Here is a 23,352-nt window from a genome sequence, read left to right as displayed (position 1 = left end):
CCAGGGCCGCCAGGCCGCCGCCTGCCGGGTCAGGGCGGCGGGCGTGCCGGGCAGGCCGAGCCGGGCGGCGGCCCGGCGTACGCCCAGGTCGGTGGGGAGGAAAGCATCGGGATCGCCCAGGGCGCGCATGGCGATCAGCTCGGCGGTCCAGGGGCCGATGCCGGGCAGTTGGACAAGCTCGGCGCGGGCGGCGGACCAGTCGCTGTCGATGCCCAGCCGCAGCTCGCCGGAGGCCAGGGCGGTCACCAGACCGCGTACCGTCTTCCGCCGGGCGGCGGGCATGGCCAGGGCGGCGGGGTCCAGGTCCGCCAGGGCCTCGGCGGTGGGGAACAGATGGGTAAGGCCGCCTTCGGGGGCCGTCAGGGGCTCGCCGTGCGCGGTGACCAGCCGGGCGGCCAGGGTGCGGGCGGCGGCGGTGGAGACCTGCTGGCCGAGCACGGCGCGGATGGCGAACTCCCCGCCGTCCACGGTGCGCGGCACCCGGCGGCCGGGCGCCCGCCGTACCAGTGGTGCCAGGTGGGCGTCGGTGCACAGCTGGGCGTCCACCGCCTCGGGGTCGGCGTCCAGGTCCAGCAGGCGGCGGCAGCGGCTGATGGCGCCGGACAGATCGCGCTGGTCGCTCAGCGAGAGCCGGCAGTCGATATGCCCGGGGCCGGGGGCCAGGCTGACGGTGCCATGCCCATAGGGCAGGCGCAGGGTGCGGTGGTACGCACCGTCGCGCCACTCCTCCACGCCGGGTACGGCGGTGGCGGCCAGCAGGCCGAAGAGATTGTCCGGGCACAGCGGCCTGCGGTAGGGCAGGCGCAGGCTCAGCGAGCCGGGTGCGGCGGGCAGCCGGCCGTTGCCGGAGCGGGCGCGCAGTTCGGTCGGTGAGAGCGCGAAGACCTCGCGGACGGTCTCGTTGAAGGCGCGGATGGAGGAGAAGCCGGCGGCGAAGGCGATGTCCGCCATGGGCAGGGCGCTGGTCTCGATCAGCAGGCGGGCGGTCTGCGCCCGCTGGGCCCGGGCCAGGGCGAGCGGGCCCGCGCCCAGTTCGGCCAGCAGCTGGCGTTCTATCTGCCGGGTGCTGTAGCCGAGCCGGGCGGCCAGTCCGGGCACCCCTTCCCGGTCCACCGCGCCATCGGCGATCAGCCGCATGGCGCGGGCCACCAGGTCGGCGCGCTCGTTCCACTGCGGGGAGCCGGGGCTGGCGTCCGGGCGACAGCGCTTACAGGCCCGGAATCCGGCCTGCTGGGCGGCGGCTGCGCTGGGATAGAAGGTCATATTGCGCGGCTTGGGCGGAACCACCGGGCAGCTGGGGCGGCAGTAGATGCCGGTGGTGCGCACGGCGGTGAAGAACCAGCCGTCGAAGCGGGCGTCCTTGGACTGTACGGCTCTCACACAGCGGTCGAAGTCGGCGTGCATGCCACCAAGGATCACTCCTGGTGGCGCGCCCGGCTGGCGGAAATCCGACCCCCACGTTTGTCAACGAGGGTTGACGTCCCCGCCTTTGTCATCCTAGGTTGACAGCATGGCCGGAACGGATACGAAGGAAGCGGTCGGCACCACCGAGGCCGCCATGAGCGCGGATCCCCGGGTGGGGCTGCGCGCGGTAGCCGCCCTGCGGCGGCTGGTGGAGCGCCTGGAAGCGCTCCAGGTCGGCAACGCACGGCGCCAGGGCTGGTCCTGGGAGGACATCGGGGCAGCGCTGGGCGTCAGCAGGCAGGCAGTCCACAAGAAGCACGCCAGGAGGTAGGGGATGTTCGAGCGGTTCACCAAGGAAGCCCGCACGGCGGTGGTGTGGGCACAGGAGGAGGCCCGCGAGCTGCGGGCCTCGCGGGTCGGCGCGGAACACCTGCTGCTGGGCACGGTGTTCCGGGACGGCTGCCCGCCGCTGGCCCGGCTGGGCGTGATGGCCGAGGCGCTGCGGCAGGTGCTACGGGCGGCGGGGCCGCTGGGCGAGGAGGACGCGGCGGCCCTGCGTTCCCTGGGCATCGACCTGGACGCGGTACGGGACCGGGCCGAGCACGCCTTCGGCGCGGGGGCGCTGGACTGGCCGGACCCGGATCCGGCGGCCCGGCGCGGGCGGCGCCGAAGGGCTGCCGAGGGGGCGCCCAAGGGGCACATCCCCTTCGCCCCGGCCGCCAAGCGGGCGCTGGAACTGTCCCTTCGCGAGGCCCAGGGCCTGGGCCACGGCTTTATCGCGGTGCCGCACCTGGTGCTGGGGCTGCTTGGCACCGGGGACCCGGCCGTGACGTCGGCCCTACGGAGGCTGGGCACGGACGAGGCGGCGGTGCGCACCGAGCTGCTGGTCGATTTGCGCCGGGCGGCGTAGGCCGATTTTGAGGTGCGGGCCGCCCGTGGCTGGTCGCGCAGTTCCCCGCGCCCCTGATGCGGCTCCGCCGCAGGGGCGCGTCCAGCCGCCAACAGCCCGCACCCGGACCGCACCGACGGCCGCCCCTCACCCCCGCAGCCGCCGCCACACCGCCCGGGCCGCATGGTGACCGGACATCCCATGCACCCCAGGCCCCGGCGGGGTGGCGGACGAGCACAGGAAGACCGCCGGATGCGCGGTCGCATAGGGCACCCGGGCAAGCTTGGGCCGGATCAGCAGCCGCAGCCCCGCCACCGAACCGGTGGCGATGTCCCCGCCCACATAGTTGGCGTTGCGCGCGGCCAGCTGGGGCGGCCCCTGCACCGCACGGGCCAGCACCAGGTCCCGGAAGCCGGGCGCGAAGCGCTCGATCTGCCGCTCGATCAGCTCGGTGGCATCGCCGGTCCAGCCGTTGGGCACATGCCCGTACACCCAGAAGGTGTGCTTGCCCGCCGGCGCCCGGCCCGGGTCGATCAGAGAGGGCTGGGCGGTGATCAGAAACGGTACGGAAGGATCCCGGCCATGCACCGCGGCGGACAGCGCGTCGCCGATCTCCCGGTAGGTGGGCCCCACATGGACCGTGCCCGCCCGGCGGGCCGCCTCCGAGGTCCAGGGCACCGGGGCGGACAGTGCATAGTCCACCTTGAAGACCGAGGGGCCGTAGCGGTAGCCGCGGTAGGCGTTGCCCAGGCCGGCGATGCGGGCCAGCGCGGTGGGCGAGGTGTCGAAGACATAGGCCCGGGCCGGCGGCAGATCGTCCAGCCGCTTGACCTCGAAGCCGGTGTGCACCGTCCCGCCCTGGGAGCGCAGATAGGAGGCCAGGGCGTCGGCGATGGACTGCGAGCCGCCCCGCGGCACCGGCCACCCCCGCTCATGGGCGGCCAGCGCGAAGACCATGGCCATTCCCCCGGTGCCCAGTCCCGTCAGCGGGGCGATGCCATGCGCGGCGAGCCCGGCGAACAGGGCTCTTGCCTTGGCGTCCCGGAAACGGCGCACCAGCAGCGAGGCCGGCTGCCCGGCCCAGAGGCCGAAGCGGGCGTAGAGCAGCGGATCCTTCGGCAGCCCGTCCCACTGGGTGCGCAGGAAATCCCGGGCCAGCACCGGCCACTTGCCGTGAAAGGGAGCCAGCAGCCGCCGGTACGCGCCCGCGTCGCGCGGCCCCAGGGCGGCGGCGGTGTCCCCGACCAGCCGGGAGAGCACCGCGGCCGAGCCATCGGGGAAGGGGTGCGCCAGCGGCAGCCCGGGGTGCAGCCACTGAAGCCCGTGCTCGGCCAGCGGCATCGCCTCGAAGGCGGGCGAGCCCACCCCCAGCGGGTGCACCGCGGAGCAGGGGTCGTGCCGGAAGCCGGGGAGGGTCAGCTCTTCGGTGCGCGCCCCGCCGCCGATGGCCCCGGCCGCCTCGTACACCTCCACCGCCAGCCCGCGCCGGGCCAGTTCGACGGCGGCGGTCAGACCGTTGGGGCCCGCTCCCACCACGACCGCGTCAAGCATGCTGGGCACCGATGGACTCCCCTCGCACCGCTCAGCCGGCGGACGCCAGCAGGCTCAGGATATGCCGCAGGGTGGCCTCGTCCCGGGCGGCGGCGAAGGGCAGGGTGTTGCCGCCCTCGATCCGGAACGGCCGTCCGGCGACGGTGGCGGCGGCCCCGCCCGCCTCGGCCACCAGCAGCAGCCCGGCGGCATGATCCCAAGGGTTCTCCCAGGAAAAGGCCAGCCCGTCCAGGGTGCCCTGGGCTATGTGCAGATACTCCAGGCCGGCCGAGCCGCAGGGGCGCGCCGCCAGGCCGTCGCCGAACAGCGGGGACAGCGCGCGCTTCTGGGCGTCGGTGGTGAAGTCATGGTGGGAGACGGCCAGTTGGAGCTCCCGGCCCGGCTCCGGCGAACCGGCGCGCAGCGGCGCCCCGTTGAGCCGGGCTCCCCCGCCACGGCGGGCCACCGCCATCAGCTCCAGGGCGGGGGCATAGGTCCAGGAGGCCAGCAGCTCGCCGCGGTGCGCCAGACAGACCAGGGTGGCGAAGCCGGGGTCGCCATGGACGAACTGCCGGGTGCCGTCCACCGGATCGACGATCCACACCGGGTCGCCGCCGCGCACCGCCTCCAGCACCGCCGGGTCGGCGTGCACCGCCTCCTCGCCGACCACCACCGAGCCGGGCAGCAGGGTGGTCAGGGCGGCCGTGAGGTGCTCCTCGGCGAGCCGGTCGGCGACCGTCACCAGGTCGTGCGGGCCGTTCTTCTCGACGATCTCGTGCGCGGCGAGCTGCCGGAAGCGGGGCATGATCTCGGCGGCGGCCGCCTTGCGGACCGCCTCCTCGACATCGGTCAGGTCACCGGAGAGAAAGTCTTCGAGCATGCGTCCATCGAACCACGGGGGTACGACAACCGGTGAAGGGGTGGTGGATCCGCGGTTGCCGCCGGGCGAACGGGACGCTCAGCGCCCGGCCGCATAACCCTGCATCACACGCGGGTTGGCGGCGGCCGACAGCACGCCGGTGGCCGGATCGCGGGCCACCGCACAAAGCCTGCCCTCGGTCCACGGCCCGGCCACCGTCACCCGGTGCCCCCGGCGGCGCAGCTCCTCGATCAGCGTCTCGCCCAGCCGTGACTCCGCGGTCACCGCGCCGGGGTCGGCCAGCCGCGGGTGGAAGGAGCTGGGAAAGGAGGACTGATGCCAGTTGGGGGCGTCGATGGCGCCCTGCAGGTCCAGCCCGCCGCGCACCGGCGGGCGCAGCGCCAGCGCCAGGAAGAAGTGCAGCTGCCACTGGTCCTGCTGATCGCCGCCGGGGGTGCCGAAGGCCAGCACCGGCTCGCCGTCGCGCAGCGCCAGGGTGGGGCTGAGGGTGGTGCGCGGACGGCGGCCGGGGGTGAGCGAGGACGGCAGACCGGGCTCCAGCCAGGTCATCTGCAGCCGGGTGCCCAGCGGGAAACCCAGCTCCGGGACGACCGGACTGGATTGCAGCCAGCCGCCGCTGGGCGTAGCGGAGATCATGTTGCCCCAGCGGTCCACCACGGCCAGATGACAGGTGTCGCCCCGGGTGAGCCCATTGAAGGCGATGGTGGGCTCGCCCTGGCCCAGCACGGACGGTGCGCTCCCGGCGGCGTCGGCCGGAACGGCGGGCAGCCGCGGGGTACGTCCCCCGGGGCTGCCGGGGCGCAGTTCCCGACTCGCGGTGGCGCCGATCAGTTCGCGGCGCCGGGCGTTGTACTCCTCGGAGAGCAGATCGGCCATCGGCACCTCGGCGGCGTCGCCGTACCAGGCCTCCCGGTCGGCCATGGCCAGCTTGCTCGCCTCGATCAGGGTGTGCAGATACTCCGGGCTCCGGTACGGCGCCAACTCCGGTAACAACGCCAGCTGTTGGAGCAGCACCGGCCCCTGGGACCAGGGGCCGGCCTTGCACACCGTCCAGTCGCGCCAGCGGTGGGTGACCGGGTCCTCGTAGTGGGCGCGGAACCGGGCGAGGTCATCCCCGGTGAGGGTGGAGCGGTGCCGTTCCCCGGAGCTGTCCAGGACGGGACGGGCGGCGGTGCGCAGCAGCGCCTCGGCGACAAAGCCCTCGCGCCAGATCCGGCGGGCCGCGTCGATCCGCGCCTCGCGGTTCCCGCCCGCCGCTTCCGCCTCGGCGATCAGCCGCCGCCAGGTGGCCGCCAGGGCCGGGTTGCGGAACAGGGTGCCCGGCGTGGGCGGCCGGCCGCCGGGCAGATAGACGGCGGCCGAGCTGTGCCACTCGGTCTCGAACAGTTCCCGGACCGCGCCCACCGCCCAGCCGAGCGCCTCCACCGGCGGGTGACCATGCTCGGCATAGCCGATGGCGGGCTGGAGCACCTCGGCCAGCGGCCGGGTGCCGTAGTCGCACAGCAGCAGCATCCAGGCGTCGAAGGCCCCCGGCACGGCGGCCGCCAGCGGCCCGGTGCCGGGCACCCGGGTCAGGCCCAGCGAGGTGTAGTGCGCGATGCTCGCTCCGGCCGGCGCCGGACCCTGCCCGCACAGCACCCGCACCGGCCCGCCGGCCGGGGCGATCAGGGCGGGCACCTCGCCGGCCGGACCATTGAGATGCGGTTCGACGACATGCAGCACAAAGGCCGCCGCCACGGCCGCGTCATAGGCGTTGCCGCCGCGTTCCAGAACGGACATCGCCGAGGCGGAGGCGAGCCAGTGGGTGGCGGACACCATGCCGAAGGTGCCTTGGAGGGTGGGACGAGTGGTGAACATACGGCCTCTCACCTGCTGTACGAGCCGGCACCTCGCGCGCCGGACCAGGGAGTCGGTCGAGCGTACCTTTGGGGGCGGGGCACGCGTCAGGTCCGTGACCGGCCCAACCAGGGCAGAGCCGGCGGCGACGAGTAGCCAACTCGCCTGGCCGGCCCGTCCGTTGATGCACAGCCACACATTTCGGCCGTGGCCGAGAATGGGCTACTGACGTATACGTGAGGCGTCGTAGCGTCCCCAGTTGGGGAGGACTACGAGGGGCAGGCTCCTCGCTGTCCCGGCCGGCGGCGGGCTCGCGGCTGTCGCCACCCGCGCCGAATGGGCGCCCTCGCCGGACGGCGAACAGCCCTCGCAACGGATAGGCACCTCATGAGGAAGAAACGCCGTTTCCGTCGCCACAACTGGGGCTACCTACTCGGTTGGGGCTGGGTCATGTTCTGGATCGGAATGGCGATTCTTCTGATGACGCTGGCGGCCACCGGCCATCTGCATTCCGGCGGCGACGACAGCCCCGTGACCAGAGACCCTTTCCCATGGCACCCACCAGAGCCGGCTCCACCGCCTCCGCCGCCCTATAACCCAATGGTCCCCGGGTGGCACTGACCATGGGTGCCCCGTGGGGCCGGCGCGTACGGTGACTGTATCCGCCGCTGGGACCGGCTCAGTGGCATGTTTTGGGAGGGTGCACGGTGCACGGCGAGTACAAGGTCCCGGGCGGCAAGCTGGTCGTGGTGGACCTGGAGGTCAGGGCCGGCGTGCTGCGCGAGGTGCGGGTGGCCGGGGACTTCTTCCTGGAGCCGGACGAGGCGCTGCCGGAAATCAACCGCGCCTTGGAGGGCGCGGACGCCTCGCTGAGCGCCCCCCAGCTGGCGGCCCGGATCGAGGCGGCGCTGCCCCAGGGCACGGTGATGTTCGGCTTCTCCGCCGAGGCGGTGGGCATCGCGGTGCGCCGGGCCCTGGCCAATGCCACCGACTGGCACCACTACGACTGGCAGCTGATCCATGACGGGCCCCAGCCGCCGGAGCTGCATATGGCGCTGGACGAGGTGCTCACCACCGAGGTGGCGGCCGGGCGGCGGCCGCCGACGCTGCGGGTGTGGGAGTGGGGCTCCCCGGCGGTGGTCATCGGCAGCTTCCAGTCGCTGCGCAACGAGGTCGATCCGGAGGGAGCGGCCCGGCACGGGATCACGGTGGTGCGCCGGATCAGCGGTGGCGGGGCCATGTTCATCGAGCCGGGCAACACCATCACCTACTCGCTGTGTGTGCCCAACGCACTGGTGCAGGGGCTGTCCTTCGCCGACAGCTATGCCTACCTGGACGACTGGGTGCTGGGCGCGCTGGGCGAGATGGGGGTCAAGGCCTGGTACCAGCCGCTGAACGACATCGCCACCGAGGCGGGGAAGATCGCGGGCGCGGCGCAGAAGCGGGTGGTTTCCGGGGAGGGGGCGGTGCTGCATCACGTGACGATGGCCTACGACATCGACGCGGACAAGATGCTGGAGGTGCTGCGGATCGGGCAGGAGAAGCTCTCCGACAAGGGCACCAGGAGTGCGAAGAAGCGGGTGGATCCCTTGCGGCGCCAGACGGGGCTGTCGCGGGCGGCGGTCATTGAGCGGATGATCGCCTCGTTCCGGGGGCGGTATGGGCTGGCGGACGGGGCCGTCACGCCCGAAGAGATGGCACGCGCCCAGGAGTTGGCGGCGACGAAGTTCTCTTCGGAGGAGTGGACGGCCCGGGTGCCGTAAGCGTGCGGGGGCGCAATTCCCTATCCCAGCGCGGGAATCACCGCCTTGCCATAGGCGTCGATCGTCGATTCCCGCGCATCGTGCATCGCGTACACCGCGAACTGGTCCACGCCCAGCTCCCGTAGGGCCGAGAGCCGTTCGATATGCGCGGACACCGGGCCCAGTACACAGAACCGGTCCACGATGTCATCGGGAACGAAGTCGGTGGACGGGTTCCCGGCCCGTCCGTGGTGGGAGTAGTCATACCCTTGCCGGCCCTTCACATAGGCGGTGAGTTCGGCCGGTACCGCGCCCCCCTCCCCGTACCGGGCCACCAGGTCCGCGACATGGTTGCCGACCATCCCGCCGAACCACCGGCACTGCTCACGGGCGTGCGCCAGGTCGTCCCCGACATAGGCGGGGGCGGCCACGCAGATGGTGACCGAGGAGGGGTCGCGCCCCGCCTCCGCCGCCGCAGTGCGTACCGCCTTGACCATCCACTCGGTCAGATACGGGTCCGCGAGCTGGAGGATGAGGCCGTCCGCCTCCTGCCCGGCCAGGGCCAGCGCCTTGGGACCGTACGCGGCCATCCACACCGGCAGCCGCCCGTCGCGTACCCAGGGCAGCCGCAGCGCCGTGCCGCCGACCTCGGCCTCCCGGCCCTCGGCGAGGTCGCGGATGACACGGATGGCGTCCCGCAGCACCGCCAGGGTGTTGGGCCTGCGCCCGGCCACCCGCATCGCCGAGTCGCCCCGTCCGATGCCGCAGACGGTGCGGTTGCCGTACATGTCGTTGAGGGTGGCGAAGGTGGAGGCGGTGACCTCCGGGGTGCGGGTGGAGGGGTTGGTGACCATGGGGCCGACGATCAGCCGCTCGGTGTGTTCCAGGATCCGGCTGTGAATGACGAATGGCTCCTGCCACAGCACGGCCGAGTCAAAGGTCCAGCCGTATCGGAAGCCGCACCGCTCGGCGCGGCGCATCAGCTCCACCACGGCCGAGGCGGGCGGGTCGGTCTGCAGTACGAGGCCGAAGTCCAAGGCAGGGGCTCCTTTTGCGAGTTGGTGCGAGTTGGTGCGGTTTGGTGCGCGTTGGTGCGGTCGTTGGTGCGCTTTACCGCGAGACGGGGGTGCGGGGGAGGTAGCGGCCGTGGCCGGGGCGGCCGGTGAACTTCCCCCGGTCGAGGATGACTTCGCCCCGGGAGAGGACGGTCTCCACCCGGCCGGTGACCCGTTTGCCCTCGTACGCCGAGTAGTCCACGTTCATATGGTGGGTGGCGGCGGAGAGGGTCTGTTCGGTGTGCGGGTCGTAGATGACGATATCGGCGTCCGCGCCGGGGGCGATGGTGCCCTTGCCGGGCAGGCCGAACATCCGGGCCGGGGCGGCGCAGGCGATCTCGATCCAGCGGCGGCGGCTGATATGGCCGTCCACCACCGCCTGGTGGAGCAGGTCCATCCGGTTCTCCACGCCCGGCAGCCCATTGGGGATCTTGGAGAAGTCGCCCCGGCCCAGTTCCTTCTGCCCGGAGAAGCAGAAGGGGCAGTGGTCGGTGGAGACCACCTGGAGGTCACCGGTTCGCAGCCCGCGCCAGAGCGCCGCCTGGTGTTCGCGGGGCCGCAGCGGTGTGGAGCAGACGTACTTGGCTCCCTCGAAGTCCGGTTCGGCGAGGTTGTCGGTGGACAGGAAGAGGTACTGCGGGCAGGTCTCGCCGAAGACCGGCAGTCCCAGGCGCCGGGCGCGGGCGAGTTCGGCGACCGCCTCCTGGGCCGAGACATGCACCACATACAGCGGGGCGCCGGCCACCCTGGCCAGCTGGATGGCCCGGTGGGTGGCCTCGGCCTCCAGCAGTGCCTTGCGGACCTCGCCGTGATAGCGGGGCTCGGTGTGGCCGGCGGCCAGCGCCTGTTCCACCAGGACATCGATGGCCGGGCCGTTCTCCGCATGCATCATGATCAACCCGCCGTTGCCGGCGGCGCGTTGCATGGCGCGGAGGATCTGGCCGTCGTCGCTGTAGAAGACCCCGGGGTAGGCCATAAAGAGCTTGAAGCTGGTGCAGCCCTCGGCCACCAGCTGGTCCATCTCCTTGAGGGTGCCCTCGTTGACGTCGGAGAGGATCATATGGAAGCCGTAGTCCACCGAGCAGTTGCCCTCGGCCTTGGCATGCCAGGCGTCCAGGCCCTCGCGCAGGGCGCGGCCGCGGGACTGCACCGCGAAGTCCACCACGGTGGTGGTGCCGCCCCAGGCGGCGGCCCGGGTGCCGGTGGTGAAGTCGTCGGAGGAGGCGGTGCCGCCGAAGGGCAGGTCGAAGTGGGTATGGACATCAACTCCGCCCGGAATGACATATTTCCCGGTGGCGTCGATGACCCGGTCGGCCGTCCAGCCCTGGGCGATGGTGCTGTCCGGGGCGGCCAGCGCCGCCACCCTGCCGTCCTCGGTGAGCACCTCCGCGCGCAGCTCCTCGGCGGAGGTGATCACCAGCCCGCCGCGGATCAGGGTCCTGCTCATGCCCGCTCCCCTCCGTCCACCTGCCGCAGTGTGCGTTCCAGCAGGGCGGCGCCCTCCTCGGCCTCCGCCACCGTGAGCGACATCGGCGGGGCGATGCGCAGTACATTGCCCGCCCGGCCGCCCTTGCCGATCAACAGGCCCTGTTCCCGGGCCACTTCCAGGGCTTCGCCGGCCGCCTCGGCGCCGGCCAGTTCCACGCCGATCATCAGGCCCCGGCCGCGTACCTCGCGTACCACCGCCAGCCCGGCGGCGGCCGCGCGCAGCCGTTCCAGCAGCAGGCCACCGACCCGGCGGGCATTGCCCTGGAGGTCGTTCTCCAGCAGATGGCCGAGGTTGGCCAGCCCGGCCGCCATGGTGACGGGGCTGCCGCCGAAGGTGGAGATGGAGTTGGCCTCCAGGCAGTTCATGACCTCGGCACGGGCCACCACCCCGCCGATGGCCATGCCGTTGCCGATGCCCTTGGCGAAGGTCAGCAGGTCGGGCGGCCCATTGCCGGCGTGCGCCTGCCAGCCCCAGAAGTGGTCGCCGGTACGGCCCCAGCCGGTCTGCACCTCGTCGCTGATCCATAGGATGCCGTGCCGGTCGAGGACTTGGCGGAAGGCGGCGTACAGCCCGTCCGGCGGGGCGGTGAACCCGCCCACGCCCTGCACCGGTTCGGCGATCAGCGCGGCGACATTGCCGTGTGCCTGGCCCAGCATGTCCTCCAGGTCGGCCACACAGGCCTCGATAAAGCGCCGGTCGTCCAGGTGGGCGTACGGGCCGCTGGAGCGCACCGCGCCATGGAGGTAGAGGGTCTGCAGCGGGGACAGACTGGTGGGCGACCAGGCCGAGTTGCCGGTGATGCCGACGGTGGAGAAGGAACGGCCGTGGTAGCTGTTGCGCATCGCCAGGATCTGGTTGGAGCGCCGGTGGGTGGTGGCCAGCAGCAGGGCGGCGTCATTGGCCTCGGTGCCGGAGGTGGTGAAGAAGACCCGGGCGTCGGGGATGCCGGAGAGGGCGGCGATCCGCTCGGCCAGTTCGACCATATGGCGGTCGAGGTAGAGGGTGGAGGTGTGCAGGATCCGCCCGGCCTGGTCGGCGATGGCCTTGGTGACCTCGGGCAGGGCGTGGGCGGTCATGGTGGTGAGGATGCCGCCGAAGAAGTCCAGATAGCGCCGCCCCTGGGCGTCGAAGACATGGCGTCCCTCGCCATGGGTGAGCTCCAGCGGCTCACGGTAGTACAGGGCGAGCCACTGGGGCAGCACGGCCCGGTGGCGCTGGTGCAGCGGGGCGGTCATGGCTGCACCAGTCCCTGATAGGCGTCCGGCCTGCGGTCGCGGTAGAAGGCCCACTGCCGGCGCACCTGCTCGATCAGGCCGAAGTCCAGGTCGCGCACCAGGAGTTCCTCCTTGGTGTCGCTGGCGGGCTCGCCCACCAACTGGCCGCGCGGATCGACAAAGTAGGAGGTGCCATAGAAGTCGTTGTCGCCGTACTCCTCCCGTCCCACCCGGTTGATGGCGGCGATGAAGTACTCATTGGCCACGGCGGCGGCGGGCTGTTCCAGCTTCCAGAGGTAGCCGGACAGGCCGCGGGAGGTGGCGGAGGGGTTGTAGACCAGCTGGGCGCCGCCCAGGCCCAGTTGCCGCCAGCCCTCGGGGAAGTGGCGGTCGTAGCAGATATAGACGCCGACCCGGCCCACGGCGGTGTCGAACACCGGCCAGCCCAGATTGCCGGGCCGGAAGTAGAACTTCTCCCAGAATCCCTTGACTTGGGGGATGTGATGCTTGCGGTACTTGCCCAGATAGCTGCCGTCGGCGTCGATGACGGCGGCGGTGTTGTAGTAGAAGCCGGAGGACTCGGCCTCGAACACCGGCACAACGATCACCATGCCGGTCCCCCGGGCCAGTTGCCGCATCCGGGTCACCGTGGGGCCGTCCGGGACGGGTTCGGCCCAGCGGTAGTGCTCGTCGTCCTGCACCTGGCAGAAGTAGGGGGCGTTGAAGACTTCCTGGAAGCCGATCACCTTGGCGCCCTGGGCGGCGGCCGCCCGGGCGTGCTCCTCATGCTTGGCGATCATCGACTCGGTGTCGCCGGTCCAGGTGGCCTGGACCAGGGCGGCGCGGAGGACTTGGTTCACTAGCTGCTCCTTCGCCGGGACTCAGCCGGGGTTCAGCCGGGACGCGGTCCGGCTCCAGCCCGGTGTTCAGCCGGGCTGACACGCGTAGACCACGTGGGATGCCGACCGTAGATCCGGGTGATCCGCCGGGGCAAGACCGCCGCGCCCTTCAGAAAACAAACAGGAAAACTTGCAAGCTTTCCTGTTTACCTTCTACGGTGGCGCCATGCCTGCTACCACTCTTGATCCCCGGACCGCCCTGGTCCTGATCGACCTGCAGAAGGGCATCACCGCCCTGCCCACCGTCCACCCCGCCGAGGAGATCGTGGCGCGCGGCGCCCGGTTGGCCGCCGCCTTCCGTGCCCACGGCCTGCCCGTGGTGCTGGTGCGGGTGACCGGCCCCGGCGCCCCGGGCCGCACCGAGATGCCGCCGCGCCAGGGCGAACCGCCGGCCGACTTCGCCGAACTGCGGCCCGAACTGGGGCGCCAGGACGGTGACATCGTGGTCACCAAGCACACCTGGGGCGCCTTCCACGCCACCGACCTGGACCTCCAGCTGCGCCGCCGGGGGGTGACGCAGATTGTGCTCGCGGGCATCGCGACCAGCATTGGAGTGGAGTCCACCGCCCGCGCCGCCCATGAGCACGGCTATCACGTGACGGTCGCCACCGACGCGGTGACCGATCTCGACCCCGAGACACACCGGGTCAGTGTGACCCGGATCCTGCCCCGGCTGGCCGAGACCGACACCACGGACGCGATCATCGCCTTGCTGGACTGACCACCTTGGACGCGATCAACGCCTTGCCGGACTGACCACCATGGCCGAGCCGCCGCCACGCCGTACCTTCTCGGCGGCGGCCAGCCACCGGCCGTCCGGCAGCCGCTGGACGCCGGTGGCGGCCCCGATCTCCGGATTCTGCTTGAACACCTGGCCTCTGTCCTGGAGTTGGCCGCGCAGCCTGCTGTTCCACAGCGCGGGCTCCAGCTCGGTGGCGGCGGCGTTGCGCTGGCTGGCGCGCGGCGCGGCGATCGCGTCCACCAGCGGCATGCCCCGGTCCACATGGTTGAGGAAGGTCTGCAGCACGGTGGTGATGATGGTGGCGCCGCCCGGCGAGCCGATGGCGAAGTCGAACTTCCCGTGCCGGAGCACAATGGTGGGCGAGATGGACGAGCGGGGCCGCTTGCCCGGACCCGGCAGGTTGGGGTCGTGCACCCCCGGGGTGACCGGTACGAAGGAGAAGTCGGTCAGCTCATTGTTGAGCAGGAAGCCCCGGCCGGGAACGGTGATCCCGCTGCCGCCGGTCTGCTCGATGGTGAAGGTGTAGGCCACCACATTGCCCCACTTGTCGGCCACGGTCATATGCGTGGTCTGCTGCCCCTCATAGGGCGTGGGCGCGGGCCGGCCCTGCCTGGCGCAGGGGGCCGGGTGGTACGGGTCACCGGGCGCCAGCGGACTGGTCAGCGCCTGGTGGTCGTCCACCAGGCAGGCCCGGGAGGCGGCGAACCGCTGGGAGGTCAGCGCCGTGGTGGGCACCTTCTCCTGGGCCGGGTCGCCGATCCAGCGGTTGCGGTCGGCGAAGGCGATCCGGCTGGCCTCCAAATAGCGCTGGAGATAGGTGACTTGGTCCACCTTGCCGAGGTTCCCGCGCTTCTGCAGGATATTGAGGGCCTCGGCGATGGCGGTGCCGCCGGAGGAGGACGGCGCCATGCCGTACACATCCCGGCCCCGGTAGGTGGTGTGGGTGGGTGCGGGCCGCTGGACCGTATAGGCGCGCAGATCGCGCTCGGTCAGCCCGCCGGGCCGGGCGTTGCGGCCCGACCTGGGGTCCACCGGGGGCTTGCGTACGGTCCTGACCAGATCGCGCCCGATCTCGCCGCCGTAGACGGCCCCGATGCCCTTGCGGCCCAGCAGCTGGTAAGTGCGGGCCAGATCGGGGTTCTTGAGGGTGGAGCCGACGGCCGGCGGTTTGCCGCCGGGCAGGAAGAGCCGGGCGGTGGCCGGGAAGTCCTTGAAGCGCTTGGCGTTGTCGGCGGTCTGCTTGCGGAAGGTCTCGTCCACCGTGAAGCCCTTGCGGGCCAGCCGCTCGGCGGGCTTCAGCACGTCGGCCAGCGGCCTGCTGCCCCAGGACCGCAGCGCGGTGTCCCAGGTGGCGGGCGTACCGGGGACGCCCACGCTCAGTCCACTGGTGACCGCGTCATCGAAGGCCAGCGGCTTGCCGTGGTCCAGGAAGAGGTCCCGGCCTGCGGTCAGCGGGGCGCGTTCCCGCCCGTCGATGGTGAGCACCTTATGGGACTTGGCGTTGTAGTAGACGAAGTAGCCGCCACCGCCGATCCCGCCCGAATAGGGCTCGGTGACGCCCAGCGCGGCGGCGGTGGCCACGGCCGCGTCCACCGCGTTGCCGCCCTTGCGCAGCACTTCCAGGCCGGCCGCCGAGGCGTCGGCGTCAACGCTGGCCACCGCGCCGCCGTTTCCTATGGCCAGCGGTGATTTGGCGGGCGGCGGCGCGGCCGTTGCGGCCTGGGCCAGGGCACCGGGTGCTACCCCGACTCCGGCCACCAGGGCCGCCGTTGCGGCCAGGACGGGCAGTTGTCGGCGTCGGGGTGATCTGGTTCGGACCATCACAGCCTCCTGTCGGCGAACGGGCCCCGGAGCCTACTCGGCCGGCGCCGTTCGCCGACAGATATGGGGTGTTGGGCGCGTCCCGCGTGCGCCGGGCTGCGCGGCGCCGGGTGCGGTGCTGTTGCGATGCGCTTGGTGAAGCAGCCCCACACCTGGCGGTCACCTTTCATGTGCGGGCCATCGGTGGCTGGTCGCGCCCACACGGCGGAGCCGCATGATGCACAGTGCCCCGCACCCCTGGTGGGGCACCCGGCGTTGCCCAACCGGCCCGCGTGGTTCAGCGGGCGCGGGCCTGGGAGATCACCGGGCGGCTCATCGCCTGCTCACCATCCGCGTTGGGGTGGAAGGGAGCGGCCGGACGGCTCGGCTGGGCGCCCTCGATCCAGCGGCCGGCCGCCGGCCGGCAGACATCATGGCCGACCGTGGCCCGGTAGGTGTCGGCGAAGCGGATGTGCGCCTTGCCCGCCTGCTCCTGGAGCATCGCGTTGAGCTTCTTCTCGGTGTCCCGCAGATAGGACACATCACCGGCGGCGATCGGCACATTGGGGAAGCAGCCCACCCCGTTGTCGGGCATGATCGACGGGTAACCGACCAGTACCACCTTGGCCTTGGGGGCGCGCTGGTGGATGGCGGCCAGCACCTTGGCGATCTTGGGGGCGGTGTCATTGATCCGCCCGGTCAGCTCGTCGGTGCCGCTCTCGGTGTACTGCTTGCGGCACGGGTCGCCGGCGGGGTCGCTGACGGACAGCTGCGCACAGGTGCGGATGATCTCGCCGAAGCCGACGTCATTGCCGCCGATGCCCACGGTCACCAGCCGGGTGCCCTTGCCGAGCGCGTTGAGCTGCGGGGCGTTGGCGCCCTGCGCCTGCCACATGTCGGCGGTGGTGGCACCGCTGCAGCTGACATCCCGGAAGGACTTCTGCCGCAGCTTCTTGGCGGTCAGCGAAGGGTAGTTGACGCTGGAGCGGGCACAGTCCCCACCGGTCTGCTGGGGGATGCCCGGCCCGGAGGTGTAGGAGTCGCCGAGGGCGACATAGCGCTCGCCGCCGGTGGCCGTCATGGCCATCGTGGGTGCGGCGGCACCGGCCGCCAGGGCCGTGGCCGCGCCGACCGCCGCCAGCGCCTTGCCGTACCGCCCGCCATTGTGGCGTACCTCTGTCACCCATGCCTCCGAGGGGTTCAGGAATTATTACCGGCCAGTCAGGTTCGCGGTGCGGCGGCCCCCTGTCAATCTCATCAGCCACCGCTGTGTCGTCCGTTACGCCATTTCCAGGGCTTGCTGAGCCGCCCTCACAAACGCCTCCCGGGCCTCCTCCAGCTCGTCGGGCGAGCCCTCGCGCCGCAGCGAATCGGCCATCCGCCGGGCGGCGCCCACCACTTGCGGCGGGCCCTCCAGAACCACCGCGCCCAGCGCCCGCTGGAGCTCAAAGCGGTCCATGCCCTGGCCCTCGCCGGTGCGGCGGGCCAGCAGCCGGACCTCCGCCGCCTCCAGAAAGCGCGCATAGCTCTGCCGCCGCAGCTCCAGCACCCGGGCGGCCTGCTGGGCGTCCAGCGTCAGCCGGGCGGCGCTCCGGCTGAACCAGCCGGTGATAAAACTGCCCGCCAGGGCCGAACCGGCCGCGATCAATGCGATCCCCACCTCATTCATGGGCGCATTCTGCCGGGCCCTTCCGGGGCGCGGGTACGATCTCCGTCATGCCGCCGTCCGACCCCTGGATATCCGCTCCGATCTGCGGAAACACCCCTCGGGACGAGGCCGCCTGCCCTACGATGGACACTGGCTCAGCGGGCAGCGGGCAGCGGGCAGCGGGCAGCGGGCAGCAGGCAGCGGACGACCGGTCGGTGCTCTTCGCCGTACGCTCGGCGGCCGCCCTCCACCGGCTGCTGGACACCCTCCCGGTCTTCGCCGGTGACCGGCGCATCCGGCGGCTGTTCACCCTCGTCCCCGGCTCGGACTTCGACATCGGCGCCCTGGCGGCGATCGAGCGGGCGGGGGCCCGCACCCTGCCCTGGGCGGAAGCCTGCCGGCGCTCCTTCCGGCTGATCCTGGCGGCCAGCCCCAAGGGCGAACTCCACCGCCTGGCCGGGCCGCTGCTGCTGCTCCCCCATGGCGCGGGCTTCAACAAGACCGTACCCAAGGAGGGTTCGGACGGTCTGGCCTCCGGCCTCGACCCGGTCCACCTCCTGGTGGACGGGCAGCCCCTGGCCAGGGTGCACGCCCTGGCTCACCCCAGCCAGCTGGACCGGCTGGCCGAACACTGCCCGCCGGCCGCCGCCCGCGCCACCGTGGTGGGCGATCCCACCCTGGACCGGCTGCTGGAGTCGGCAGCGCTGCGCGAGGACTACCGGGCGGCACTGGGCACCGGCGGACGCCGGCTGATCGTCCTCACCTCGACCTGGGGCCCCGAGTCCCTGCTGGCCGCCCGGCCGGGGCTGCCCGCCCGGCTGGCCGCCGAACTGCCCTATGACGGCTACCAGTTGGCGCTGGTCGTACACCCCAATGAATACAGCGCGACCGGCGGCTTCGACCTCGCCCAGGAGCTGGCCCCGGCACTGGGCGCCGGGATGGTGCTGGCGCGGCCCCATGAGGAGTGGGCGGCGCTTCTGGTGGCGGCGGACGCGGTGATCACCGACCATGGCTCCACCGCGCTCTATGCGGCGGCCCTGGACCGCCCGGTGCTCACGGCGGCGGACGGCGGCCCGGAGCTGATACCGGGCAGCCCCATGGACCGGCTGCTCACCCACAGCCCCCGTCTGGCCGGGCGGGAGAGCATCGACGCGGCGCTCCACGCCCACCGCCCGGGGAGCGCACGCTCCCTGGTCCAGGAGGCGTTCGCGGAACAAGGGCGCGCGCTTGAGCTGTTGCGCCGGGAGGTCTACGCCCAGCTGGGTCTGACCCCGCCGCCCGGACCGGTGACCGCCGCGCCGCTGCCCAGGCCGGGCCCCCCGCCCCAACGCCCCTCCGCCTTCGCGGTACGCACCCACCGGCAGGGCGACGAGGTGCGCGTGGAGCGCTTCGCCGCCCATCTGGCCCCGCCCGCCCAGCACTTGGCCGCCGAATACGGGTCGGCCGGTGAACGCGCCACGCACAGCGCCGGGTTGCTCTATCTACGGGCAGGCGCGGCACCGGCCGCGGAGCAGGGCACCGGCTGGACGGTGGACGGCTGGACCCGCCGCATCCTGGCCGAGCGCCCCGCCTGCCGGATGGCCGCGGTCATCCTCCCCTCCGGGGAGTGCGTGGCCCGCCCGCGCGGGGCCGGGCTGTTCTCGGTACGGACCGAGCCCCGCCGTGAGCCGGACGGACGGCTGGTGTTCCCTGACCCGGCGGCAGCACTGTCCGCGGTCTACGCGGCCGCCGACCGCCTGCCGGGTGACCTCACCTGCGGCATCGGCGGCCATGGCCACCGGGTCCGGGTACGTCCCGCTTCGGCGCGGGAAGCGGGACGGCTGCTCCGCTGACCGCCGCCCTGCTGGTCCGGTGCGGGATGTCACCCGGTGCGGCCGCCACCGCGAGGCGGTCTCCGGCACAACGGCGGCGGTACGCACCGCAGATGGAACGGTGCGCGGCAGCGCGCACCACGGCTACCGCACCTTCGAGGGCATCCCTGTGCCGCGCCGCCGGTGGGCGCCCCCGCGGCCCGTCGCCCGCCGGCGTGGGCGTACTGGACGCCACGCGGCCGCTTGCAGCCCACTGCCACCGGCGCGGGGCAGTCCTTTGACGCGCGTCCACCGCGATCAGGACCCCGAGCAGCCCGGCTGGTTCCAGTACGCCATCGGCCCCAACTACCGTCAGGCATACGGCTACCGCCCCGAAAGCAGGAGCAGCGAAGTGCACCAGCTCACCTACGCCGACATCAAGGCCGCCACCGACCGCGTCTCCGGACGCATCCGCCCCGTCGTCCTCGCCCGGGCCGACCCGGGCGCCCACCCCGACCCCGACGATCCGGCCGCCGGGGACCGCGAGGTGTGGCTGGCCATGGAATTCATGCAGCACACCGGCTCGTTCAAGGCCCGCGGTGCGCAGAACTTCATCCAGGCCCACCGCGAGGCGGGCGCCCTCCCCGACGCCGGGGTGACCATCGCCTCCGGCGGCAACGCCGGACTGGCCTGCGCGTGGGCCGCCCAGCAGCAGGGCGTGCGCGCCACGGTGTTTCTCCCCGAGACCGCTCCGGCGGTGAAGGTGGCCAAGCTCCGCGGCTACGACGCCGAGGTCCGCCTGGTGGGCGCGCAGTACGCCGAGGCACTCGCGGCGTGCGAGGAGTTCGCCGCCGCCACCGGCGCGCTTGCCTCACACGCCTATGACCACCCGCTGATCGCGGCCGGTGCGGGCACCCTGTTGGAGGAGATCCACCAGCGGATCCCCGGCCTGGACGCCGTGGTGGTCGCGGTCGGCGGCGGCGGTCTGTTCGCCGGGGTCGCCACCGCCGCCCGGCACCATGGCATCCGCACGGTGGCGGTCGAGCCGGAGAACTCCAGGGCACTGAACGCCGCGATCGAGGCCGGCCGCCCGGTGGATGTCACGGTGGACTCGATCGCCGCCGACTCGCTCGGCGCCCGCCGCGCCTCCGCCATGGCCCTGCATGCCGCTCAGCAGGACGGGGTCCACTCGGTGCTGGTGACGGACGACGAGATCGCCCGGGCCCGGCAGGCGCTGTGGGACCATCGCAAGGTGGCCGTCGAACACGGCGCCGCCACCGCGCTGGCCGCACTCACCGCGACCGGCCGGCCCGTCGCCGGCAGCGGGGAGAAGGTCTGCGTGGTGCTGTGCGGGGCCAACACCGACCCGTCCGATCTGGTGCCCCGGCCCACTGGGGGCCACAATCGTTCCGCGACATAACCGACACCCTCAGTGCCCCGCCTCTTACTCTGGTGGCGACCGGGAGACACCGCTGTGACCACGCCCGCATCCGAACTGCCCGTAGCAGGGTCGTCGTTCGACCTGCCGACGCCGGACGGCGCCGCGGACTGCTATCTGGCGCATCCCGCCGACGGGGGCGCGTACCCGGGTGTGCTGATGTACACCGATGCCTTCGGGCTGCGTCCCCGGACCCGGGAGATGGCGGACCGGCTCGCCGCCTTCGGTTATGCGGTCCTGGTGCCCAATGTCTTCCACCGCCGAGGGCGTGCGCCCGTGGTCGAGCTCCCCGGCTTCATCGGCGACGAGGAGCGCCCGGTGCTCTTCAAGTCGCTGATGCCGCTGGTGCGTTCGCTCACCCCCGAGGTGGTGACCCGGGACGCGGGCGCCTACCTTGACTGGCTCGCCGCCTCTCCCCTGGTCGCCGAGGGGCCGTTCGGTGTCATCGGCTACTGCATGGGCGCGGTCCTGACGATGCGCACCGCCGCGGCACGGCCCGGACAGGTCGTGGCGGGCGGCTGCTTCCACGGCGGGAACCTGGTCACGGACTCACCGGACAGCCCTCATCTGCTGGCCGGCCGCATCCGCGCGGAGCTCTACTTCGGCCATGCGGACCAGGACCGCTCGATGACGCCCCAGCAGATCGCCACCCTGGACCGGACGCTGACCGAGGCCGGGGTCCCCTTCCACAGCGAGGTCTACCGGGGCGCGCACCACGGCTACACCGCCAAGGACGCCTCGCCGTACGACGCGGCAGCGGACGCCCGCCACCTGCACGCCCTGGTACGACTGCTCCGCCGAACCCTCCCCATGTAACGCACGCGCCTCACCAGGGGCGCGGGGAACTGCGCGACCAACCACCCACAGCCCGCGGCCGAACGACGACAGCCCCAGGCAGACGCCACCCCACCACCGCGAACTCACACCCCCCGCAACGCCCCACACCGCTCCCGCACCGCCCGGGCCGCCGCCCGGCGCTCGTGAGCCTCTTCCGCGTCCCCCGCGTCCTCCGCCAGTCCGGCGAGTGCGTCCAGCACCCTCGCCTCGTCGAAGCCCGAGCCGCGGGCACGCGCGGCCGTCAGGGCCGCCGCGCAGAGGTGGTACGCCTCCTCCCGCCGCCCCAAACTCCGCAGCACCAGGGCGAGTTCAAAGCCCGTACGGGCGGTCATCCGCTCGCGCCCCAGCTCGCGGGCGGCCCGGTGCGCCTCGGTCAGCAGTTCGGCGGCCCGGATAAACTCCCCCAGGGCGGCCGCCGCCTGCCCCAGCCGGTGGGTCTGCAGCATTTCGCCGTAGCGGTTGCCGATGGCCCGGTGGACGGTCCGGGACTCCTCGAAGTCCCGGGCGGCGCCCGCCCAGTCACCCCGTACCGACCGCAGCATGCCGCGGAACTCCGTCACGGAGGCGGCCAGTTTGCGCTCGTTATCGGAATCACCCAGTGCCTGCCGGGCGTTGACCGCGGCCTCGATCTCCTCTGCGGCCTCCGCGAAGCGGCCCCGTTCCCACAGCGGCCGGGCGAGCTGGCAGCGCATCCGTACCAGGGCGGCCGGATGTCCCGCGCGCCGGGCCGCGTCCCGTCCGGTGCGGAAGGCGTCGATGACATCGGCATGGTGCGGATGGTCCAGATAGTGGGTCCACAGCGGCTCGCAGAACGCCCACGCCTCGTAGTCCAGTTGCTGCGCATGGGCGAGGGTGACACAGCCGTGGAGGACATGCCGCTCGGTCTCCAGCCAGTCATGGGCCGCCGCCTTTCCGGTGAGCTCCACATCGGGGGCGGCCGGGAGGGCCGGGACCGGGGCGGCCAGGGTGAGGCGGGCGCCCGCGGCCAGGGCGTCGGCCCGCTGAGCCTGCCGCAGATACCAGAGCACCATGCTCCGGCGCGCCTCCGCATGCTCCCGCGCGCCCCCGTCCCGTAGCGCACAACGCCTGGCATGGGCGCGCAGCAGCTCATGCAGGCGCACCCGGCCGTCCCGGAACTGCACCAGCCCGGCCCGCTCCAGGGCGTCCAGCGCCTCCTCGGCCGCGTCCGGGCCCCGGCCCAGAAGGGCGGCCGCGCCCTGCGGGGACAGCGAGGGGCCGGGGTGCTGCGGGAGCAGCCGGTAGAGCAGCGCGGACTGCGGGTCCAGCTGCCGGTAGGCGGCGTCCCAGACCTTCTCCACGGGCGCCCCCTCCAGTTCGGCGGTGAGGCTGTCCAGCAGCCGGGCGAGCGGACGGCGCGGATGGCTGCGCATCAGGCGGCCGGCCACCCGCAGGGCGGCGGGCAGTCCGGAACACATCCGGACAAAGCCGAGCACCGCCTCCGGTTCGGCGGCCGGACGCCGGTCCTGGTCACCGATGATGCGGTGCAGCAGTTCGGTGGCATGCTCCTCGGACAGCGGATCCAGCGGCAGCTCCAGCGCCGCCCCGCCCTCCAGGTCGTACAGCGGGCCATGACTGGCCACGATCACCACGCTCTCCCCGGAGGCGGGGAGCAGGGGCTGCAGCTCGGTGCCATAGCGGACGTTGTCCACCACGATGACCGGCCGTTTCTCTCTGGTCTGCTGCCAGAACTGCCGCTGGCGCGCCTTGGGGGCGCTCTCCAGGCAGTCGCCGGCCACCCCGAGCGAGAGCAGCAGCTGGCCCTGGGCGTCGATGGGGTCCACCACTCCCTCGCGCCGCAGGTCGTCCAGGTCGAGCAGGAGGACATGGCGGCGGCTGCCGGATAACTCCCTGGCGATGCGGAAGGCCAGCTCGGTCTTCCCGGTGCCGCCCGGGCCGCTGAGCGCGATCACCAGCGGACGGTGCGGTTCGCGCCACTCGGCGGCGGCCCGCAGGGCGCGCTGCCGCTCCTGCTCGCGGTTGACGAAGTTGGCGATGTCCGGCGGCAGTTGATACGTCATGCCCTGCTCTCCCCCCTCGGCCATGGGCCAACTCTATGTCCCGGACGGCCCGGCCTGCGGGGGTTGCCGAGATCACACAGGCTTAAGTGGATTCTCAAAATCCAATTAGCTAGCGTAAAG

At 72.6% G+C, this 23,352-nt stretch carries 19 protein-coding genes; 7 read left to right on the top strand and 12 right to left on the bottom strand.

Annotated elements, in window-relative coordinates; translation table 11 throughout:
* Window positions 1–1,404, bottom strand: a 1,404-nt coding sequence (locus tag CV755_RS13240; protein ID WP_109280411.1) for an AlkA N-terminal domain-containing protein, incomplete at its 3' end; no start/stop codon positions are given.
* Window positions 1,405–1,510: 106 nt separating this feature from the next.
* Here CV755_RS13240 and CV755_RS34940 point away from each other — a divergent pair.
* Window positions 1,511–1,735, top strand: a complete 225-nt coding sequence (locus CV755_RS34940) for a hypothetical protein (RefSeq protein WP_109280410.1) — start codon at window positions 1,511–1,513, stop codon at window positions 1,733–1,735.
* 3 nt (window positions 1,736–1,738) lie between these two features.
* Window positions 1,739–2,314, top strand: coding sequence for a Clp protease N-terminal domain-containing protein (locus CV755_RS13230; RefSeq protein ID WP_109280409.1), 576 nt, complete (start codon window positions 1,739–1,741; stop codon window positions 2,312–2,314).
* Window positions 2,315–2,440: 126 nt separating this feature from the next.
* Here the strand turns inward: CV755_RS13230 and CV755_RS13225 are convergent, their stop codons facing one another.
* The 3 genes from CV755_RS13225 to CV755_RS13215 all read right to left on the bottom strand — a co-directional run bounded on the left by CV755_RS13225 (window position 2,441) and on the right by CV755_RS13215 (window position 6,560).
* Window positions 2,441–3,853 carry a phytoene desaturase family protein gene (locus CV755_RS13225; protein ID WP_241561181.1) on the bottom strand — a complete coding sequence of 471 codons (1,413 nt, stop codon included), beginning with the start codon at window positions 3,851–3,853 and terminating at the stop codon, window positions 2,441–2,443.
* A 22-nt stretch (window positions 3,854–3,875) separates the two neighbouring features.
* Entirely contained in the window at window positions 3,876–4,703 is an 828-nt protein-coding gene (locus CV755_RS13220; protein WP_109280407.1) for an inositol monophosphatase family protein, read from the bottom strand.
* A gap of 78 nt (window positions 4,704–4,781) precedes the next feature.
* Entirely contained in the window at window positions 4,782–6,560 is a 1,779-nt protein-coding gene (locus CV755_RS13215) for a gamma-glutamyltransferase family protein (protein WP_109280406.1), read from the bottom strand.
* 686 nt (window positions 6,561–7,246) lie between these two features.
* Between CV755_RS13215 and CV755_RS13210 the strand changes: the two genes are divergently transcribed.
* Window positions 7,247–8,302, top strand: coding sequence for a lipoate-protein ligase LplAB (locus CV755_RS13210; RefSeq protein WP_109280405.1), 1,056 nt, complete (start codon window positions 7,247–7,249; stop codon window positions 8,300–8,302).
* A 20-nt stretch (window positions 8,303–8,322) separates the two neighbouring features.
* Here the strand turns inward: CV755_RS13210 and CV755_RS13205 are convergent, their stop codons facing one another.
* From CV755_RS13205 to CV755_RS13190, 4 genes are all read right to left on the bottom strand, one after another.
* Window positions 8,323–9,318, bottom strand: a complete 996-nt coding sequence (locus tag CV755_RS13205) for a TIGR03842 family LLM class F420-dependent oxidoreductase (protein WP_109280404.1) — start codon at window positions 9,316–9,318, stop codon at window positions 8,323–8,325.
* A gap of 73 nt (window positions 9,319–9,391) precedes the next feature.
* Entirely contained in the window at window positions 9,392–10,783 is a 1,392-nt protein-coding gene (hydA, locus tag CV755_RS13200) for a dihydropyrimidinase (RefSeq protein ID WP_109280403.1), read from the bottom strand.
* Entirely contained in the window at window positions 10,780–12,060 is a 1,281-nt protein-coding gene (locus CV755_RS13195; protein WP_109280402.1) for an aspartate aminotransferase family protein, read from the bottom strand. The genes hydA and CV755_RS13195 overlap by 4 nt, the downstream gene beginning before the upstream one ends.
* Complete coding sequence (locus CV755_RS13190; protein WP_109280401.1) at window positions 12,057–12,899, bottom strand: nitrilase-related carbon-nitrogen hydrolase; 843 nt, start codon at window positions 12,897–12,899, stop codon at window positions 12,057–12,059. The genes CV755_RS13195 and CV755_RS13190 overlap by 4 nt, the downstream gene beginning before the upstream one ends.
* Before the next feature lie 205 nt (window positions 12,900–13,104).
* Here CV755_RS13190 and CV755_RS13185 point away from each other — a divergent pair, with 205 nt between their 5' ends.
* A complete protein-coding gene (locus CV755_RS13185; RefSeq protein ID WP_109280427.1) occupies window positions 13,105–13,659 on the top strand; it encodes an isochorismatase family protein in 555 nt (184 codons plus the stop codon).
* A 15-nt stretch (window positions 13,660–13,674) separates the two neighbouring features.
* Here the strand turns inward: CV755_RS13185 and ggt are convergent, their stop codons facing one another.
* The 3 genes from ggt to CV755_RS13170 all read right to left on the bottom strand — a co-directional run bounded on the left by ggt (window position 13,675) and on the right by CV755_RS13170 (window position 17,149).
* The gene (gene ggt, locus CV755_RS13180) at window positions 13,675–15,501 is read right to left on the bottom strand and encodes a gamma-glutamyltransferase (protein WP_109280400.1); all 1,827 of its coding nucleotides are present in this window, start codon (window positions 15,499–15,501) and stop codon (window positions 13,675–13,677) included.
* 277 nt (window positions 15,502–15,778) lie between these two features.
* Window positions 15,779–16,663, bottom strand: a complete 885-nt coding sequence (locus CV755_RS13175; RefSeq protein ID WP_193553402.1) for an SGNH/GDSL hydrolase family protein — start codon at window positions 16,661–16,663, stop codon at window positions 15,779–15,781.
* A gap of 96 nt (window positions 16,664–16,759) precedes the next feature.
* Entirely contained in the window at window positions 16,760–17,149 is a 390-nt protein-coding gene (locus CV755_RS13170) for a hypothetical protein (RefSeq protein ID WP_109280399.1), read from the bottom strand.
* A 122-nt stretch (window positions 17,150–17,271) separates the two neighbouring features.
* On the opposite strand from CV755_RS13170, the gene CV755_RS13165 reads away from it, so the two are divergent.
* The 3 genes from CV755_RS13165 to CV755_RS13155 all read left to right on the top strand — a co-directional run bounded on the left by CV755_RS13165 (window position 17,272) and on the right by CV755_RS13155 (window position 21,172).
* Complete coding sequence (locus tag CV755_RS13165; RefSeq protein WP_153068663.1) at window positions 17,272–18,960, top strand: translation initiation factor 2; 1,689 nt, start codon at window positions 17,272–17,274, stop codon at window positions 18,958–18,960.
* Window positions 18,961–19,330: 370 nt separating this feature from the next.
* The gene (locus CV755_RS13160; RefSeq protein ID WP_109280397.1) at window positions 19,331–20,338 is read left to right on the top strand and encodes a serine/threonine dehydratase; all 1,008 of its coding nucleotides are present in this window, start codon (window positions 19,331–19,333) and stop codon (window positions 20,336–20,338) included.
* Window positions 20,339–20,392: 54 nt separating this feature from the next.
* Entirely contained in the window at window positions 20,393–21,172 is a 780-nt protein-coding gene (locus tag CV755_RS13155) for a dienelactone hydrolase family protein (RefSeq protein WP_241561180.1), read from the top strand.
* A gap of 104 nt (window positions 21,173–21,276) precedes the next feature.
* On the opposite strand, the gene CV755_RS36690 is transcribed toward CV755_RS13155, so the two are convergent.
* Entirely contained in the window at window positions 21,277–23,232 is a 1,956-nt protein-coding gene (locus CV755_RS36690; protein ID WP_109280396.1) for a zeta toxin family protein, read from the bottom strand.
* Between the last annotated feature and the right edge of the window lie 120 nt (window positions 23,233–23,352).

The sequence above is a fragment of the Streptomyces orinoci genome, from assembly GCF_003121295.1.
In the GTDB taxonomy this organism is placed as follows: Bacteria; Actinomycetota; Actinomycetes; order Streptomycetales; family Streptomycetaceae; genus Streptomyces; species Streptomyces orinoci.
Note: the sequence above shows the minus strand (reverse complement) of the source record. Positions and strands in the feature narration are given on the sequence as shown.